General features: G+C 72.1%; 18 protein-coding genes. 4 read left to right on the top strand and 14 right to left on the bottom strand.

The genetic code is table 11. The annotated features are described in order from the left end of the window. Positions 1-28: 28 nt before the first annotated feature. A complete protein-coding gene (locus AABN02_RS08200; protein ID WP_338414439.1) occupies positions 29-775 on the bottom strand; it encodes a HisA/HisF-related TIM barrel protein in 747 nt (248 codons plus the stop codon). Between AABN02_RS08200 and AABN02_RS08195 the strand changes: the two genes are divergently transcribed. From AABN02_RS08195 to AABN02_RS08185, 3 genes are read left to right on the top strand one after another with little or no spacing between them, the layout of a single operon-like run. Continuing rightward, positions 774-1,730, top strand: a complete 957-nt coding sequence (locus AABN02_RS08195) for an ATP-grasp domain-containing protein (RefSeq protein WP_338414438.1) — start codon at positions 774-776, stop codon at positions 1,728-1,730. The genes AABN02_RS08200 and AABN02_RS08195 overlap by 2 nt on opposite strands. Continuing rightward, the gene (locus AABN02_RS08190) at positions 1,717-2,847 is read left to right on the top strand and encodes a hydantoinase/oxoprolinase family protein (RefSeq protein ID WP_338414437.1); all 1,131 of its coding nucleotides are present in this window, start codon (positions 1,717-1,719) and stop codon (positions 2,845-2,847) included. Before AABN02_RS08195 ends, AABN02_RS08190 begins: the two co-directional genes overlap by 14 nt. Next, the gene (locus AABN02_RS08185) at positions 2,847-3,467 is read left to right on the top strand and encodes an aspartate kinase (RefSeq protein WP_338414436.1); all 621 of its coding nucleotides are present in this window, start codon (positions 2,847-2,849) and stop codon (positions 3,465-3,467) included. Before AABN02_RS08190 ends, AABN02_RS08185 begins: the two co-directional genes overlap by 1 nt. Here the strand turns inward: AABN02_RS08185 and AABN02_RS08180 are convergent. The 5 genes from AABN02_RS08180 to AABN02_RS08160 are packed head-to-tail and all read right to left on the bottom strand — an operon-like array spanning position 3,386 to position 8,747. Continuing rightward, positions 3,386-4,147 carry a (5-formylfuran-3-yl)methyl phosphate synthase gene (locus AABN02_RS08180; RefSeq protein ID WP_338414435.1) on the bottom strand — a complete coding sequence of 254 codons (762 nt, stop codon included), beginning with the start codon at positions 4,145-4,147 and terminating at the stop codon, positions 3,386-3,388. The two genes, AABN02_RS08185 and AABN02_RS08180, sit on opposite strands and share 82 nt — an antisense overlap. Next, entirely contained in the window at positions 4,147-4,740 is a 594-nt protein-coding gene (locus AABN02_RS08175) for a DUF447 domain-containing protein (RefSeq protein WP_338414434.1), read from the bottom strand. Before AABN02_RS08175 ends, AABN02_RS08180 begins: the two co-directional genes overlap by 1 nt. Beyond that, the gene (locus tag AABN02_RS08170) at positions 4,737-6,131 is read right to left on the bottom strand and encodes a DUF6513 domain-containing protein (protein WP_338414433.1); all 1,395 of its coding nucleotides are present in this window, start codon (positions 6,129-6,131) and stop codon (positions 4,737-4,739) included. The genes AABN02_RS08175 and AABN02_RS08170 overlap by 4 nt, the downstream gene beginning before the upstream one ends. Then, entirely contained in the window at positions 6,101-6,757 is a 657-nt protein-coding gene (locus tag AABN02_RS08165; RefSeq protein ID WP_338414432.1) for a flavoprotein, read from the bottom strand. The genes AABN02_RS08170 and AABN02_RS08165 overlap by 31 nt, the downstream gene beginning before the upstream one ends. Continuing rightward, positions 6,690-8,747 (bottom strand): sigma-54-dependent Fis family transcriptional regulator, encoded by a 2,058-nt coding sequence (locus AABN02_RS08160; protein ID WP_338414431.1) that lies wholly within the window; start codon positions 8,745-8,747, stop codon positions 6,690-6,692. The genes AABN02_RS08165 and AABN02_RS08160 overlap by 68 nt, the downstream gene beginning before the upstream one ends. 195 nt (positions 8,748-8,942) lie before the next feature. On the opposite strand from AABN02_RS08160, the gene AABN02_RS08155 reads away from it, so the two are divergent. Beyond that, complete coding sequence (locus AABN02_RS08155) at positions 8,943-9,461, top strand: dihydroneopterin aldolase (RefSeq protein ID WP_338414430.1); 519 nt, start codon at positions 8,943-8,945, stop codon at positions 9,459-9,461. Positions 9,462-9,516: 55 nt separating this feature from the next. On the opposite strand, the gene fae is transcribed toward AABN02_RS08155, so the two are convergent. From fae to AABN02_RS08115, 8 genes are all read right to left on the bottom strand, one after another. Further along, the gene (gene fae / locus AABN02_RS08150; protein WP_338414429.1) at positions 9,517-10,029 is read right to left on the bottom strand and encodes a formaldehyde-activating enzyme; all 513 of its coding nucleotides are present in this window, start codon (positions 10,027-10,029) and stop codon (positions 9,517-9,519) included. A gap of 97 nt (positions 10,030-10,126) precedes the next feature. After that, positions 10,127-11,002 carry a triphosphoribosyl-dephospho-CoA synthase gene (locus AABN02_RS08145; protein ID WP_338414428.1) on the bottom strand — a complete coding sequence of 292 codons (876 nt, stop codon included), beginning with the start codon at positions 11,000-11,002 and terminating at the stop codon, positions 10,127-10,129. After that, positions 10,999-11,958: a RimK family alpha-L-glutamate ligase gene (locus AABN02_RS08140; protein WP_338414427.1), complete on the bottom strand. Its 960-nt coding sequence runs from the start codon at positions 11,956-11,958 to the stop codon at positions 10,999-11,001. Before AABN02_RS08140 ends, AABN02_RS08145 begins: the two co-directional genes overlap by 4 nt. 6 nt (positions 11,959-11,964) lie before the next feature. After that, on the bottom strand, positions 11,965-12,972 hold the full coding sequence (gene mch, locus AABN02_RS08135; protein ID WP_338414426.1) for a methenyltetrahydromethanopterin cyclohydrolase: 1,008 nt from the start codon (positions 12,970-12,972) through the stop codon (positions 11,965-11,967). Next, positions 12,969-14,069 carry an ATP-grasp domain-containing protein gene (locus AABN02_RS08130; RefSeq protein ID WP_338414425.1) on the bottom strand — a complete coding sequence of 367 codons (1,101 nt, stop codon included), beginning with the start codon at positions 14,067-14,069 and terminating at the stop codon, positions 12,969-12,971. Before AABN02_RS08130 ends, mch begins: the two co-directional genes overlap by 4 nt. Further along, on the bottom strand, positions 14,066-14,980 hold the full coding sequence (locus AABN02_RS08125; protein WP_338414424.1) for an NAD(P)-dependent methylenetetrahydromethanopterin dehydrogenase: 915 nt from the start codon (positions 14,978-14,980) through the stop codon (positions 14,066-14,068). Before AABN02_RS08125 ends, AABN02_RS08130 begins: the two co-directional genes overlap by 4 nt. A gap of 2 nt (positions 14,981-14,982) precedes the next feature. After that, positions 14,983-16,092 carry a beta-ribofuranosylaminobenzene 5'-phosphate synthase gene (locus tag AABN02_RS08120; RefSeq protein ID WP_338414423.1) on the bottom strand — a complete coding sequence of 370 codons (1,110 nt, stop codon included), beginning with the start codon at positions 16,090-16,092 and terminating at the stop codon, positions 14,983-14,985. A gap of 181 nt (positions 16,093-16,273) precedes the next feature. Beyond that, a complete protein-coding gene (locus AABN02_RS08115; RefSeq protein ID WP_338414422.1) occupies positions 16,274-17,335 on the bottom strand; it encodes a transposase in 1,062 nt (353 codons plus the stop codon). Between the last annotated feature and the right edge of the window lie 121 nt (positions 17,336-17,456).

The following is a 17,456-nucleotide window of genomic DNA, read 5'->3' as shown; positions in this document are numbered from 1 at the left end:
GAAACCTGATTGCAATCGCGCCATGTGCCTACGCCTCCGGTCCGCGACCTCCGCCGCCCTGCACCCTGACGGGCGGCAGCCGACCGTCGTGCAAGGCACTGGCCACCAGCCACGCCACCGCGCCCGCCCGTCCCGCCTCTCGCAGATCATCCGCACCGCGCACACCGCCCGCGCCGATGAGCCGGGCGGCCGGCGCGCGGCGTTGCACCTCGGCCAGCGTGTCCAGGTCCGGCCCGGTGTGGGCGCCCACGCGCTCCAGCGTCATCACGATCACCCGGGCCGGCCACCGCGCGGGCTGCTCCCAGCACCCGGCCGGGTCGAGCCGCTGCCCGTCGCGCCGGTCGAGCGACAGGATCGCGCGCTGGCTCGGCCGGTCGGCGGCATCGATCGGCTCGGTCAGCGCCTGCGTGTCCTGCAGCGACTCGCTGGCATAGACCGGATCGATCCGCGCGGCCACCTCCGACCCGAGTTGCGCCAGCAGCGCCCGGACCGCCCCGACGTCCGCAAAGCCGGCGTCCAGCCAGAACCGCACGCCGGGCAGCGCGGCACCCAGGGCGCGCAGCACGTCGGTCTGCACGGCGCCGCCCTGCAGCGCATCCAGATCGGCGATGTAGAGCACGGACGCTGCGGCGTGCCGGCACAGCGCCTGCGCGACGGTCACCGGGTCGCTGCCCGCGCACAGCACCGACACGATCGGCTGGTAGGACCGGCGGTCACCACGCACGGCGCGCACCACACGGCCTTGCATCACATCGAGGACTGGGATCAATTGCATGGCTGACACGATACTGGTCTTCGAGTTCGTCAGCGCTGGCGGCATGCCGGGGCACCCGGACGAAACCACCCTGCAACCGATCGGCGTGGCGATGCGCGATGCCGTGGCGGCAGACTTGCTGCGGCTGCCGGCGGACCGCATCGGGCGGGTCAGCGTGGCCGACAGCGCAGGCGCGCCAGCCAGCAGCGACAGCACCGGGCGCCTGCACCCCGTGCGCACCCGGCCCGGACAGCCCGCCCTCGACTTCCTGGCCGAACAGGCCGCACAGCACGACGGTGTCTGGGTGATCGCGCCGGAGAGTGACGGCCTGCTGTCCGCCTGCTGTGCCCTGGTCGCACCGGCACGCTGGCTGGGCAGCACGGCCGCGGCGCTGCACACGAGTTCCAGCAAGACGCGCACCCTCGCCCGCCTGGCCAGCGCCGGCCTGCGCACGCCCTGGGACTTCGACGCGCCCGGACAGGCACGGCGCTGGGTGGTCAAGCCCGATGTGGGCGCCGGTGCGGTCGACACCGTGGTGCTCGACGACCACGGCGCGGCGCAGGCGCTGGCCGCACGCCGGTCGGCCGCAGGCGAGCGCGTGACGCTGCAACCTTGGGTCGAAGGCGAGGCGCTGAGCCTGTCGCTGCTGTGCGGCACCGGCGTGCACGCCTCGCTGCTGAGCCTGAACCGGCAGCAGCTGCACTGCAGCGCCTCGGGCCGGCTCGACTACATCGGCGTCACGCACACCGGCGCCGATGCCGGGGACCCGCGCTGGCCGGCGCTGCAGGCCATGGCCGACACCGTGGCCGGCGCCCTGCCCGGCCTGCGCGGCTTCGTCGGCATCGATCTGGTCTGGCACCCGCAGCACGGCCCGGTGCCGATCGAGGTCAACGCGCGGGTCACCAATGCCTATGCCGGGCTGTCCGACACCCTCGGGCGCAACCTGGCCAGCGAGGTGCTCCGTGCCTGCCGATGACAGGGGCACGGACCTGGCCACGGACGTGATCGGCTGGGACGTCGGCGGCGCGCACCTCAAGGCCTGCTGGCTGCACGGGGGCCAGGTGCGCGATGTGGCGCAGTGGGCCTGTCCGCTGTGGCAGGGGCTGGTGCATCTGGAGGACGCGCTGGCGCAGGCGCGGACACGCTGGCCGCAGGCGATGGACCGCGCCGCGCACGCCGTGACGATGAGCGGCGAGATGGTCGACCTGTTCGCCGACCGGGCCGACGGCGTGCACCGGATCAGCCAGACGCTGGCGGAGCGGCTGCCCGGCCCGGTGCACCTCTACGCCGGCCCGCAGCACTGGGTCACGCCCGCGCAGGCCGCGGCCCACTGGCCCGCGATCGCCTCGGCCAACTGGCGCGCCTGCGCCCAGCACACGGCGGCCCGGCTCGGCCGCGGCCTGCTGATCGACATCGGCAGCACCACCACCGACGTGATCGCCTTCGACCAGGGCCGCGTGCTCGGCGACAGCCTGAGCGACCGGGACCGGCTGGCCAGTGGCGAGCTGGTCTACCAGGGCGTCGTGCGCACGCCGCTGTGCGCGCTGGCGCAGCGCACGGTGTTCCAGGGCCAGACGCTCAACGTGATGAACGAGTGGTTCGCCACCACCGCCGATGTCTACCGCCTCACCGGCGAACTCGACCCCGCCCACGACCAGCAGCCCACCGCCGACGGCGCCGACAAGTCGCTGCACGCCACCCGGGCGCGGCTGGCGCGCATGGTCGGCTGCGATGCGCGCGACGGCAGCGATGCGGACTGGCTGGCCTTCGCGCACACCTGGCGTGCGGCGCAGTGCGCCGAGATCGCGGGACAGGTCCGGCGCGTGCTGGACCGCCACGCCCGCACGCCAGCGGATGCCCGCCACCTCGTCGCCGCGGGCTGCGGCGCCTTCCTTGTTCCATCCGTGCTGGGAGACTCCATGTGCGGGAATCCGGTGCTCGACTATGGCCACGACGTCGCCCCGCTGGCCGCAAACCTGCCCGCGGCACTCGCGGACTGGACCCGGGTCGGCGCTCCCGGGGTTGCCGTCGCCGCCTTGTGGCGAGATGATCACAGCGCAACACCGGCCCCAGCCGGGAGGGGAGCAGTCTGATGTGGATCATCAAGCTCGGTGGCAGTTTCTGCAGCGATCCACGGCTGCCGGACTGGCTCTCGCTGGTCACACAGCTCGGCGGCGGGCGCATTGCGCTGGTGTGTGGTGGCGGCATCCTCGCCGACGAGGTGCGGCGATTGCAGACCCGCTGGGCGCTGGACGACCTGCCCGCGCACAACATGGCCATCCTCGCGATGGTCCAGAACGCCTACATGCTGCACGGCCTGAGTCCGGGGCTGCAGCCGGTCAGCCGGGAGGCGGATGTGCCGCTGGTGCTGCGGCGCGGCGGTGTGGCGCTGTGGATGCCGCTGGAGCTGCTGCGCCACCATCCGGACGCCAACACCAACTGGGACGTCACCTCCGACAGCATCGCCCTCGGGCTGGCGCGGCGGCTCAACGCCGAGCGGCTGGTGGTGCTCAAGGCCTGCGACATCGACGCGGACATGAGCGTCTGCCAGCTGGTGGAGGCCGAGGTGCTGGACCGCCGCTTCGCGGCGCTGGCGGAGCAGTCAGGCTTGCCGATCGACGTGCTGGGCGGTCACCAGCTCGACGAATTGCGGGCGCTGCTGCTGGGCAGCGCACCGCAGCTGATCGGCGCCCACCGGCGTGCGGTCTCCTGATCGGCCACCAAACCGGTCAGGCGCCGCAGCCGCGCCTCGTCGATCCCCAGACGCCGGTCCCCGGCGCACACCGCCGAGCGGAATCCGGCGAAATCCGGGGCCAGCGCGCGCAGCGCGGGCAGGTCCTCGCACTGCAGCGCGCCGGCCAGCCCGGCCAAACCGCCATGTCGGCGCACCTGGGCGATCATGCCCGCCAGCGCCGCCGCCGGCACCCGCTGCAGCAGCGTGCCGCCGCGCTTGTCGGCCGTGTCGAGCATGACCGCGGCAAAGCGCTGCTGGCAGATCAGGTCGAGCAGGTCCGCCTGCACACCGTCGTCCGCGATCAGCACCGGCACCACCGGCACGCCGGACGACGCCATCCAGCCCAGCGCCACCACCAGCGCCGCCGCCCCGATGCCCGGCACCACGCCGACCTTCACGTGGTCCACGCCACAGGCCTCCACCGCCAGCACGCGCTGGCGGATCGCGGCCAACGCATGCGCCGGCCAGTCGCCGATGGTCGCGGTCACCGGCACGCCCGGTGCCAGGTGGCGCAGGCGCCGAACGATCCGCCCGATGCTCTCGACCGGCAAGCCGCCCAGCGCCCCGTCCGACGGCTCCTTCAGGTCGATGAAGCCCACCCCCGCCGCTGCGGCCAGTTCAGCCTCGGCCATGTCCCGCACGCTCACCAGGATCCGCATCACGTCTGTTCCCCCGCCATCGGCGTCTTCAGCTCGTTCATGGCCTGCTGCAGCCAGCCCCAGGCTTCGTGTTCCACCGCGCTCGCGGTCTTGTCGATGGCGGTCTGCAGCTGCGCCATCTCGCGATCGATGCGCTCCCGCGGCAGCAAGTGGCGCCGGCTGACCAGCACCGCGCCTTCGATCACCGCCGCCTGCGCCCGGTTCAGGCCCGGAAACGGCGCGTGGGTGCGGTCCTCGGCGATGTCCAGCGTCAGCACCGGCCGCTGCGCGTCATCGCTCACCGCCGCCAGCCGCAAGACCAGGTGCCGCATCGCCACCGCCAGCCGCTCGCCCAGCCCGTCCGCCACCGGACAGGTCGGCCACGCCTGCCGGCCCGTGACGCAGCCAGCGAAGACCCGTGTGTCGGTGACGATGTTGAGCACCGCCACGCGCTCGCGCAGCAGGTTGTCCAGCGTAGTGGACGGCCGAAACGGCATCAGCACTACCTGCGCGCCGCGGTAGCGCACGCCCATCGGCGCCGCGTGCACACGGCCGTCGGTGCAGCGCGTGGTCACCACGGTTTCGTAGATCACGTCGTTCAGTGCCTGGGTCACGGCCTGGCTCCCTTCGTCGGCGCCGGCGCACACCAGGCCAGCTTGTCGTCCGGCGGCCGCTCCACCGCGCAGCCCCAGTCGAGCGGCTGGTCCTGCACATAGCGCTTGCCGAGCTGCCACGCGATCTCGGCCCGCGCCAGCTCCGCGCCCATGTAGAACGCGTGCCCGGCATCGCCCTGCAGCCCGAGCTGCGGCCACAGCGCCATCGCGTCGGTCGCGCGCCGCAGGCCGTCGCGGTTGTAGACGTGCAGCCCCTCGGCCGAGACCTGGATGCGGAAATTGGGATCCTTCACCTGCGCGGCGATGGTCGCGATCTCGTCGGCGCTGTCGGGCCAGGGGTGCTTGTCGTGCGCGGTCATCAGCGCGTCGCCCAGCCCCTTGGGCAGGGTCTGGAGCTGCACCGCCGCGTGCATCATCCGTCGCGCCACATCGGCCTCGCGCACCGCCCGGCGGGCGTGGCCGCTGACCTGCGTGGTCAGGATCGCCGCCACGTCCAGCTCCGCGCACAGGCCGAGCAACACGGCGTGGATGCCGCTGGTGTCGGCCTCGGTCAGCTCGGAGAGGTTACCGGTGCCCATCAGGATCGCCACCTCGGGGAAGCGCTCGCGCAGCCGGTGGTAGCGCACGATCGAGCGCGTGAGGCCGAAGGGGATCGGGTCGAGGATCGCGTCCGCCATGAACGGGCGCCCTCTTCGCTGCATCGCCTCGATCGCCGCCCACAGCCCTGCCTCGTCGCCCGGCTCCGCACCGATGAGCACGGGCACGGAGGCCACCTCGTCAGCGATCCACAGCGTCTGCGGCGTCAGGCTGAGCAGGTAGTCGGCACCGGCCCGGCCACCGCGCAGCAGTTCGTCGCTCGACTGCGAATCGACGCTGACCCGGTGCCCCGCCGCCTTCAGCGCCTGCACACAGTCTTCGAGCTGCGGGAACGGCGTGTCCGGCAGGCCGCCGAGGTCGATCACGTCGGCGCCGTCCGCCCGCAGCGCCTGCGCACGGGCGACGACCTGCGCGACCGTCAGCCGCGGCGCGTCGGTGATCTCGGCAAAGATCTGCACGCGCCAAGTGCTCAGATCCACCGGCTGCGCGGCGCGGCGGAAGAAGCGCGGCAGGTCCTTCAGCTCCTCCGGCCCGCGCTCCACCGGCACGCCCAGCGCCTGCGACAGCGCTGCCAGATCGCCGCGGCAGCGGCCCGGCACGATGATCCGGTCCGCCGCGACCGGCGTGGACAGTCGGCGGCGGACCATGTCGGCGGTCATCAGCGCCGCCACCTGCAGGCCGAGTTCGCGGATCTCCCAGGTGAAGGGCAAGGCGCCCAGATCGGTCAGCACGCGGGTCAGCGCCGGCAGCGCCAGCCGCCCGGTCAGGAAGAGGACGTGCTCGGGGCGTTCCATGCGAGGGCCAGTTGCTGCAGTCGTTGATCGAGGGCCTGTTCGAGTTCCGCCACCGAGGCGACGACGCGGCAGTGGTCGATCGCGCGCAGGCGCTCGACGTTGTCCAGCTCGATGCGGCGCGGGCGCAGCGTCACCCAGTCGTGCGGCGCGCGGGTGACCACCACCGGCTCGGTGTCGCAGGCGAAGACCAGGCTGGGAATGCCGAGCTTGCCGGCCTGCGCGAACATGTTGGTGGGCAGCGTGTCGCTCAGGCCGAGCGCGCACTTGGCGACCGTGTTGCTGGTGGCCGGCGCGATGACCACCGAGTGGTAGACGTCGCTGTAGAGCGTGCCGACCGGTGTGGCGCTGGCGCTCTTGTCGCGCAGCACGCGGAAGCGCGCCTTGAGCGAGGCCAGCGTGATGCCGTAGATCGCCAGCACCTCCTCGCCAGCCGCCGACAGGAACAGATCGACCTGCGGCAGCCGCCCGGCCAGCGCCAGCGACTCGGGCAGGCCGTGGCCCGAGCCGGTCAGGCACCAGGCGAAGCGCGAACGAGGTGCTTCCGGCGCCTCGGCGGGTTCACTCGGCGTGGGAGATCTGGATGTGCAGCTTGTGGAGTTTTCGGTACAGGGTGTTGCGGCTGACATCGAGCGCCTTGGCGACGTTGCTCACATTCCAGCGGTGGTGCTCCAGCAACTTGATCAGCACCTGCCGCTCGTTGGCGAGGATGGGGTTGAGTCGGGACACGGCCGCCGCGGTGGCCGCTTCCTCGGCCGCGGCGGTGGCCACGACCTCTGCAGGCAAGATCGGTGCCGGCAGTTCGGCCAGGGACTCGGCCTCCTCCGCTGCGGGCCAGGCGACGCGTGCAGCCGTTGCACGGCCCAGGCTCGGCAGGTGCTCCGGCCGGATCAGCTCCGCATCCGCCAGCGCGCAGGCCGAGCGCAGCACATGCCGCAGCTGCCGCACATTGCCCGGCCAGGGGTGCGCCATCAGCAGCCGCTCCGCCTCGGCCGACAGTGCCGCCTCGGCCCCGCCCTCGGCCACCAGCAGGCTGCGGATCAGCTCCTTGCGGTCGGTGCGCTCGCGCAGCGCGGGCAGGCGCAGCTCCACGCCGGCCAGCCGGTAGTACAGGTCCTCGCGGAAGCGGCCCTCGGCGATCAGCTCCTGCAGGTCGCGGTGGCTGGCGCTGAGGAGCTGGAAGTTGACCGACAGCGTCTCCTCCGCACCCAGCGGCGTGACCTGCCGTTCTTCCAGCACCCGCAGCAGCCGCGCCTGCAGCTCCAGCGGCATGTCGCCGATCTCGTCGAGGAAGAGCGTGCCGCCATCGGCCTGCAGGATCTTGCCGCGCCGGCCGTTGCGCTGCGCCCCGGTGAAGGCGCCCGCCCGGTAGCCGAACAGCTCGGACTCGATCAGGCTCTCCGGCAGGCTCGCGCAGTTGATCGCGACGAAGGCGCCGTCGGCGTGCGGGCTGCCGTCGTGCACGGCGCGGGCGAACACCTCCTTGCCCGAGCCGGTCTCGCCGCACAGCAGCACCGGCGTCTGGCGCGCGATCACGCGGCGGGCGACGGCCAGGTTGCGCGCCAGCAGCGGGTCACCCATGGTCGCCACTGCGCCCGCCGACCGCGGCGCGGGCACCGTGCGGGCCGACAGCGCCCGGCCCGGTCCGGGTGCCTGGATGACGGGTGTGCTGGCCTGCGCGGCACCCGCCTCCTGCGCCGGGCGGCGCATCACGGCGAAGAAACGGTGCGAGGCATGGGCGCGGTAGGTCACCACCGGGTGGAAGGACGACAGGCTGCTGCGCTGCAGCAGGTCGTCCTGCGAGGTCTGGAAGATGTCCTCGACGCGGCGGCCCTGGATGTCCGCCACCGACTGCAGGCCGAGCTGGAACAGCGCGCTGCGGTTGGCCGCCAGGATGCGGCCGTCGTCCGACACCGCCAGCCGGCCCTCGTGCAGCGTGTAGACGAACTCCGGGCGGCTGTGGAAGTGCAGCGGGTAGGCGTCGCGGAAACACTGGTCGATCAGCCGGTTCTCGATCATGCGGGCGGTCATGCCGAGCAGCACGAGCAGGTGCTGCTGCATCAGCGTCGAGCGGCTCGACACGTCCAGCACCGCCACCATCTCGCCCGACGGGTGGTAGACCGGCACGGCCGAGCAGGTCAGGCCGGTGAACTGGGTGTAGAAATGGTCCTCGCGCCGCACGGCCACCGGGCAGGCGGCGGCCAGGCAGGTGCCCATGCCGTTGGTGCCGGCCTCGGTCTCGCTCCAGACCACGCCGGGGCGCAGGCCCATCGGCGCGATCTCCTCGGCAAAGGCGGACGCGGCCACCATGTGCAGGATCACGCCGTCGGTGTCGGTCAGCACCACCGCCGACTCCTGGTCGGCGAGTTGCTGGAACAGCGTCGACATCTCGTGGCGGGCGCAGTCGAGCAGCGTGGACATGCGCTGCAGGCGGTCGTCGAGCGCGTCGGCCTCGAGCGAGCGCAGGTCGCGCGGACGGTCCGGGTGCAGCAGGTAGTCGTCCAGGCAGCGGCGCCAGGAACGGGCCACGACGTCGTTGCCACCATCCTCGAAGCCGCTGCGGACGACGTCGAAGACACGCTCCGCGTGTTGACCGGTGCTCAGCAGACTGATCCCCATGTTCTCGCTCCTGCGGGCTGGCAATGCGGGTGGCATCGCCGCAGCCCATCTGCATTCTTGTGTGAAATCCTGCACGGTGCATCTGGGGTTTCACCAACAAAACACCCGAAAGCGCACCCCGCTTCAGCGCGCGCTCAGCGGGCGCACATCTTGCTGAAATGGTCCCCAGCCACCCGAGACAAGAGGAGACCACCCATGCCTGCCCAGCCCGCTTCCATGGCCCGCACCACCGCCCACCCGCATGCCGCCGCCCCACCGATGGACCTGGTCTTCATCGAGGGCTACACCGGCCAGACCATCATCGGCATCCACGAATCCGAACTCCACCGGCCGCAGCCGCTGGTGATCGACATCGAGGCCGGCCTGCCACGCGCCCGCGCCTGCCGCACCGACAACATCGCCGACACGATCGACTACGGCGTCGTGCGCGACCGGCTGGACGCGCTGATGCTGGACCACGGCGTGCAACTGCTCGAAGCCCTGGCCGAGCGCATCGCGCAGCTGCTGCTGGTCGACTTCGGCGCGGCGCGGGTGCGCGTGAAGGTGGTCAAGCCGCGCAAGTTCGACAACGTGGCCGCGGTCGGCGTGCAGATCGAGCGCCAGGCCGAACCGGCCGACGACGAGCCCGACGCCGACAGCGGCCGCGGGGCCCAGGTGCTGCGCTGGATCGGCTCGGGGCTGGTACCGGACCCGGCACCAGCCCCGAAGCGCTGACCAGCGCGCACGGCGCCGGTCTCCCGGCGCCGCGCAGTCACCGCACAGTCACCGCTCACGCATGGGCGGCAAACGGGTGGGTGGCCGAGGCCTTGCCCGACACCACCTGCGCTGGCGTGGGCAGACCGGCGACGGCCCGCTCCAGCGCTTCCCGGGTGGCGGCGTAGTTGTAGTCCTGGATCTTCGCGTCGTCCGCGGCCAGCCAGTGGATGAAGACGCCGACCGAGATGAAGAGGTTGTCGGCCTCGTCCATCGGGATCGTGCCGGCTTCCAGGCAGTCGGCGACCGCCATCGCCACGCCGCGCTGCGCCGGGCCGAACATCTGCACGGCCTGCTTGGCGCCCTTGATCGTGACCTTGTTGAACATCACGGTTGCCGGCTTGGTCAGCAGGTTGGGCGCCACCACCGCCAGCAGCGAGGTGAAACCGTCCTTGTTGTTGGTCAGCGCGTTGGCGAATGCGGTCTCGGCGGCACTGCCACGCGGGCCGATGATCAGGTCGATGTGCGCAACTTCGTTGCCATCGCCCACCAGGGATTCGCCCACCATCATGCGATCGATCTTGGCCATGTTGTTTCGTCTCCTAAATTGGATACAGGTCGGGGAAAGGTCGGGGAAAGGTCGAGTGGGATGCCGTGCTGCACGGAAGCCGCAGCCCCCCTGTCTTCTAAACACGTTCCGTGCCACATCGACCGCCGACGCCCCGGTCGAGCAGGGCCGCCAGCATCAGCGTCGCCACGGTGAGGTCGGCGCTGGTGCCGGGGTTGATCGCCGCGGATTTCAGCGCTTCGTCCCACGCCTGGAAGGCCGGATCGGCGTCCAGGCGCTCGCCGGCAGCAGCACGCACCGACCAGCGCTGCGCATCGTTCAGGACAATCTGTGCCAGCGCCGGGCCGTGCTTGCGGACAATGTGTGCATCGAGGTCCGAGGCCAGCCAGGCGAGGTAGACGCGCTGGACGGCCTGCGGCGACACGGCGCAGGCGACACCCTCGCCGCCGCGCAGGGCGCGCAGGCCGGTGTCGAACAGCGCCGCGCCGCCGTCGCGGTACTGGGCGGCGATGCGGTCGCGCCCGGCGGCCAGGACCATCGCCTCGCGCAGCGTCACCGTCGGCGCCTGCCGCACGTCCTGCTGTGCCGCCGCGCCGAGTCCACCCGGATTCGCCTGCACGATGGCGCGGAACGCGGCCGCGGCGTCCTCGACCGTCAGCGTGGCCATCACATCCGCCAGCGCCTGCCGCAGACCAGCTTCGTCCACCGGGGCCGCGGCCCGCTCCGCCGCCACCGCGATCGGCGCGCACAGCAGCAGGATGCCGAGGTTGGTGTTGCAGCCCACGCGGGCCCAGGTCGCCGCGACCGCCTGCTCGATGCGCGCCCCCACCGGCGCGCCCGGCCGGCACAGCGCCCCGACGCAGGCCCCGGCGCTGTCGAGGAAGGTGCGGGCCTCCATGCCGTGGCCGGCGGAATGCACGCTGACATTGCCCGGCTTGCGCACCGCCACGTCCCAGGCGCAGGCGTCGAGGAAGGCGCGCCGGAGGCTGCTCATGCGCGGCGTGCGTTCAGCCGCGGCACCGCCGCCACCAGCTTGCGGTCGATCAGGTCGTCCACGAGGGCGCGGGCGATGTTGAACGGTGTCACCCGCTGCAGCCCGCGCCACGCCGCCACGCCGTTGACTTCGAGCACCTGGATCGAGCCGCCACCCGGACCACGGCCCGGCGCCGGGATCAGATCGATGCCGGCGTAGTCCATCTGCAGCGCCGCGCTCGCCGCCTCGGCGAGGCGGGCCAGGTCGGGTGTCAGCTCGGCGGCCTCGGTGCGGGCGCCCTGCGCGACGTTGTGGACCCAGTGCTCGCTCACCCGCCGCATTGCCGCCACCGCCCGTCCGCCGATCACCAGCACACGCCAGTCGAACCCCGGTCCCGCATCCGCGGACGGCACGAAGCGCTGCAGGTAGGCCAGCCGCCCGAAGTCCGCGAGGTCGGGCAGCGGGCGGTGTTCGCCGTGCGGCGTGCCGTCCACGGCGCCCACCTGCTGCAGCCCCTTGCCCTGCGACCCGAACAGCGGCTTCATCACCAGCGCATGGCCCGCCGCGCCCTCGCGCACCGCGATGCGCCGCGCCCGCGCCGCCGACTCGGTCGCCCAGGTCGGCGGCGTGGGCACCCCGGCCGCGTGCAGCAGCAGGCTGGTCATCGACTTGTCCACGCTGCGCTCGATGGCCCGCGCCTCGTTGTAGACCGGCACGCCCAGCGCCTGCAGCGCGTGCAGCACGCCCAGCCGCTTGGTCACCTGCTCGAAGCTGCCGCCCGCCACGCCGCGCACGATCGCCGCATCGGGCAAGCCGCGCCCATAGCCGGGAATGACCAGACCGTGCGCGCTGGCCATGGTGTCGATGTCGCAGTCGGCCAGGTCCACGCAGCGCCCGACCGCGCCGCGCGCCCGCAGCGCCTGCTGCAACTGCCGGGTGTGCCAGCCGACCTCGTCGGTCAGGATCGCGACGCGCATGGCGGCTCAGCCGGCGGACTGGCGCCAGTCGGCCAGCAGCAGGTCCAGGTTCATCGACCCGGCATGGAAGGTCTGCCCGCTGTCCAGGTGGCTGACCCAGACCTCGGCGGGCGCGAACAGGGCCGGGTCGATCCGGTAGAAGTCGAATTCGGCGCGCTGGAAGATGTCGGCGAAGCGGGTGCCGTAGTCGCGCGAGCACGACGAGGGCAACTGCAGCGCCAGTGCACGCGCCGCGGCCACCTCGCCCCGCACGCGCAGGTGCACCTGACCGCCGTAGAGGATGGCGTCGTTCGTGCGCCCCATCGCCTGCACGCCGTCGGCCACCGGCGACGGCAGCGGCGCGCAGGCCGCCCCCTCCGCGATGTCGCCCAAGTCGAAGCCCAGCGTGTGCGCCTTGTGCAGCGCCACCTCCAGCACGCGGGCGACCACCTGCGCGGTGCCGGCGAGGCTGCGCGTCGGCGTGAGGATCAGCGTCAGCCCTTCCGGGGCCAGCCCGCAGTCGCGCAGCACCTTGTCGATGACGATCTGCGGCGGCGGCCGGTCCACCTCCAGCACCAGCACGCCGCGGTCGCTGTGGTCGCGGTAGCCCAGCTCGGCGAACAGCGACTCCTTGACCGCCAGCGCCCGCGCCGGCCCGGAGCCCAGCGCGAAGAACTTGCGCCCGCCCGTCTCCTCCTTGCTCGCCGACAGGCTCCAGCCCGCGTACTGGCTGCCCAGGCAGGCCAGCACCGGCTGCGCGCTCGACACCTCGATCCAGCTCGGCCACGGCGAGGCACAGCCCGAGCGCTGGCTGACTGCACCCAGCGCACCCAAGCAGATCTCGCCGATCAGCAAGCCGGCGGCGGTGCTGCCCGGCGTCTCGATCCCGGCGTCGATGAGGGTCACGCCGGACGCGGTGCGCGCGATGCGTACGCCGAATTCATGGGCCCGCGCGGTCAGCGCTGCCAGCGGCGCGGCGGCCAGCGCGTTCAGGCTCAGGGTGCAACCGGCCAGCGGCGGCGAAGTCATCGTCATGTCCATGTCTCCAGAAACACATCCAGCGCCGTCCGCTGGTGGGCGAGTGCGCGCCGCACGGCGTCAGCGGTGTCGCCTTCGACCTCGATCGAACACAGCGGATCACCCGCCTCGAACCCCTGCGGCCCGGCGGGCAGGTCGTGCAGCCCGAGCGCGCCGGCCTTCTGCTGCAGCGCCCGCACGCCGGCGGCGTCCAGCACACTGGGCCGCTCCATCCGCACGATCTCGTATCCACGCAGGTGCGGGCCACGCAGCCGCTGCAAGGCCGGCTCGTCGGGAAGACGCCCGTGGACACAGGCCTCGACCACCGCGCGCATCAGCCCACCCGCAGCCCCATAAAGCACGAGGCTGGCGGACAGGCGGGGGTTGATCTCCAGCACCAGCCACGCGTCTTCCTCCACCTGGAGCAGATCCAGACTCGCCAGCCCGCGCAGATCGAATTCGCTGGTCAGCCGGTCGGCGAGGCCTTGCAGCCGCGTCCGCTGCCGCCCGGTCATCGGCAGCGGCCCGATCAGCCCGCCGAAGCGCCACGGACAGGTGGCTTCGGGGTGCAGCAACTGGAGGTTCCGACCCAGCAGCGCCGCCCGTTCACCGTTGCCGATGAAGGTCAGCGACACCGGCACAGCGTCGGCAACGTGCTGCTGCCAGTAGCGGCCGGGTGACGGCGTGCGGCTCGCCTCGTCGGCAGGCTGGACCTGCTGGCCACCGCTGCTGGCGAAGTCCTTGCAGAGCCAGCCGGCGCCGGCCTGCGGCATCAGGGACACGGCGGGATGGGCGATGCCGCGGGCATCCAGGGCCGCGAAAAAGGCGCGCGGGTCGCGCACGCGGTCGATGGCCGAAGGCGAGGTGCCCAGCAGCGGGCGGCTGTGCAGCGCCGCCAGCGCGCCGGGGGTGTCAAAACCACTCGTGACCAGCCACGGCGCGCCACCTCCGACGTCCGGCAGCGGCGCCAGCGCGTGCCACGCGGTCGCCGCTGCGCGGGTGTCGGCGTCCCCGAACTGGTCGACCGCCACCACGTCGAACCCGTCGCGCCGCGCCGCTTCGGCGGTAGCGCGCACCGACAGGCCCGCGATCACCAGCCGCACGGGCAGCGTCATGCGGACGCCGCGAGGTGCGCCCGCGCCACCTCGAAGGCCTCGGTGAAGCTCAGCACCTGGGGCGTCGCGGCACCGTGCATGCGGCGCAGCAGTTGCTGCTGGGTCTGGTACTTGACGTTGCCGATGGTCAGCGCGCCGATGCCGACCGCGCCCCGCCCCGGCACGCCCTCCAGTGGCCGCGCGTTGTCCATCACGCCGACGCCGGCCACGCCCGCGGGGGGCACCGCGTTGACGTCGGCCACGACCCGCAGCACCTGCGCGTGGGCCAGGTCCTCGGCCGACACCACCTGCACGCCAGCCGCCGCGCAGGCCAGGAGCACGTCCGCCTCGGCAATCGAGGCCCGCACGGCAGCACGGTCACCGCCGCTGACACCGTCGAGCGTGACGCCGAAGCGCGCCCCCGTCTCGCGGGCGGCCGCGTCGGCGACGTCGATCCCGTTGCGGCTCGACAGGCCCACCCGCGCCCCTGCCTGCGCCGCGATCACGCCCGCAATGCGACCGACCGGCCCGGTGCCGCCGAGCACCACCACCCGCCGGCCGGCCAGGCCGACCCCGGTCGTGTCGAGCAGCGCCACCTCGACGCAGGCCACCATCGCCGCCGCCGTCGTGTAGGCGCCGCTCGGGTCGGCCATCATCGACACGACGAACGGCGGCACCAGCGCCTGCTGCGCCCGCGCGAGCATGTCGGACGCCAGCAGCGCGTCCCGCCCGCCGATGAAGATGCCGGTGCGCGCCAGCCCCTTCGGGCTGCGCGAGAAGATCGTGTCCTGCGTCAGCCCGGTGACCGCCTGCAGCGTCACGCCGCAGCACGGCGCCAGGATCTGGTAGCCGGCGTCGGCGGCCATGTTGATGTCGAACGGGCTCATCTGGGCGCCGGGGGTGAACATGTGGAGGATGTAGGGGCGTTCCATCGTCAGGCCTGCGGGTCGGAGTGCAAGGAAGGGGCAGAGTGGGCGGGCAGGCGGTGCGCGGTGGTGATCCGGGCGCCGCGGTCGAGCGGGGTGGCAAGGCGCCACTGCAGACCGTCTGCGACCACGCCGGCCGCGCAGGCGGCGTCGATCAGCGCCTGCGCACGCGCCGCCGAGGGCAGCAGCGCGAAGCCGGTCGGTCCCCACGAACTCTGGCCGATGCCGGCGCCGAGTTCATCGGTCGCCAGCCCGTCGGCGGGCTGCTGCGCTGCGTCGGCCAGCCAGCGCATCAGGCGGCCAACGGCGGGGCTGGTGTAGGGCTCGCCCTGCTGCGCGGGGGCGAAGTGGTCGCTGAGCACGGTCTGGACCGCGCTCAGCCCGGCCGCGGCACAGGCAAAGCCCGCACCGGCGGCACCGGGCAGCACGCGCATCAGCGTCTCGTGGCAGATCTGCGCCGCCTGCGCCTGGCCGAGCGGCGGCAGGCTGGCCAGCGCGGCCAGCTCGGCCGCGCCACTCAGGCCGCGGCAACCCGGATCGGTGACGAGCAGCACCCGCCACGCCGCCGGCAGCACCACCCGCGCCAGCAGCGGCGCCGGCGCCCCGCTGGCGAGCGGCCCGCCATCCAGCAGCAGACCGCCCAGGTCAAAGCCGGCGATGCCGATCCCCGAGCGCCGGCCCCGCGCCAGCCACTGCGCCAGCGTCGCTGTGGGCAAATCCAGTCCGTGCCAGCTGGCGAAGGCGCGGCCGACCGCCAGCGCGAGCTGCGTGCCGGAGCCGAGCCCGGCGTGGCTGGGCAGGTGGGTGTGCAGGTGCAGGTGCAGCGGCGCGTTCCGGCCGGTGCGCTGCTGCAGGGTGTGGAGGTGGGCCTGCGCGCGATCGAGTTCCGCCGCGGGCACGGACGGGCCGTGGCTGGCACCCTGGCGCTCGGCCGCACCGAGCGTGACGCAGGTCGACAGGCCATCGACCGTGAGGCCGAGGCTGCCGAACGGACGCCCGAGCGTGCCGGCCGGGTCCATGAAGCCCAGATGGAGCCGGGCCGGCGCTTCGACGGTGACGTGCAGACCGGGCGCATGCAGCGACGCGTCGACGACGGGCGCAGGGGCGTTGGGAGTCATGGAGCACCTGGCAACAGTGGGATTGCCGGGGTTCAAAGCAATCGGTATTCCAAATGCGGATTACCCTGAGTCCAACCGGCGGGTGCAGCCCTGCCGCCCTCCCCGTGCGCCGCCGCCTGTGCCGCCATCAGGACAGACTGTCACCCCGGCAGCCGGGGCGGTCCTTGACATCCTCCCCGCCCTAAAGGACGGGGATTCCTCCTGCGAGACGCGCATGCCCGCGCGCGGCGATGTTCTTGGCTGCGTTCACGTCGCGGTGGTGTTTCGCCCCGCACTCGCAGCAAGTCCACCGCCTCATTCCAAGCCCTGTCCTACCTTTCGGACTGCTCGCGGGAATGACCCCGCAGCTCGAACAAGTCTGGGTTGTGTAGGCTTCATTCACCTCTTCAAAGACGATGCCGGCCCCATGGCTCTTGTATTCCAGCATCGTCTTCAGCATGGACCATCCGGCGTCCAACGTGGACTTCGCCATCCTGGTCTTCACCATCGCACAGGCCTGCACGTTGCCGACGAAGATCGCCGCATTGCGCTCGACCAGCCCGGTGCTGAACTTGTGCATTGCATCCTTGCGCGTGTTGGCGATCTTCGCGTGGATCGCGCGCACCCGGCCTTTCTTGCGCGCCCGCTGGGCGATCCCCAGCGCGCCCTCGTGCTTGCGGTACAGGCCGGATGCCAGCGCTTCACCGTCCGAGCATGTCGCAGCGGTCTTCAGGCCGAGGTCGATCCCCACCGATCCGACGCCTTCCGATTTCGGCACGTCCACCTTGACGCACACGTTCAGGTACCACCGGCCGCGCGCGTCCTGCGAGAACGAGCCGGCGCGCAGATCGAAGCGGTTCAGCCCGTGGCTATCCCACAGGCTTAGCTTGTGCCCGAGAAAAGCGATCTGCCCAGCCTTGTACTTCGCGCCGCCCGCCTTGAACGGCACCCAGCCCAGCGAATATTTCGCCGACTTCGGATTCGACACTCGCCAGTTCAGCCTCGACTTCTTGAACTGCTTGCGCCGGGTGGCGTATTCCTCGCACACCAGCTGAACCGTCGCGCTGCCCACCTGCACGCCTTCGCTCTTCGAGTACCCGGCCGTGAGCTTCTGCAGGTCGAACCCGCTGAAGAACTTGCGCCGCTCCCGGATCGCACGCGAACTCGTCTCGTTGCAGTAGTTCCACACCTGATTCACCTCGCGTGCCATCGCCGACAGCACAGCGGCGTGCTTGTCCTTGATGCGCAGCTTGAGGGTCTTCATGGCTTCCATCGTGATACTGTAATTTCATACAGCATCCGTAGCAAGCCGTTCCAGCTTGATCGCTCTACCCCGGGCTGAACCCCGGAGCTTGTCACTCCTTCCGGAGTCACCAGCGTCTTCG

The sequence above is a fragment of the uncultured Sphaerotilus sp. genome (assembly GCF_963924895.1).
GTDB lineage: Bacteria > Pseudomonadota > Gammaproteobacteria > Burkholderiales > Burkholderiaceae_C > Sphaerotilus.
Note: the sequence above shows the minus strand (reverse complement) of the source record. Positions and strands in the feature narration are given on the sequence as shown.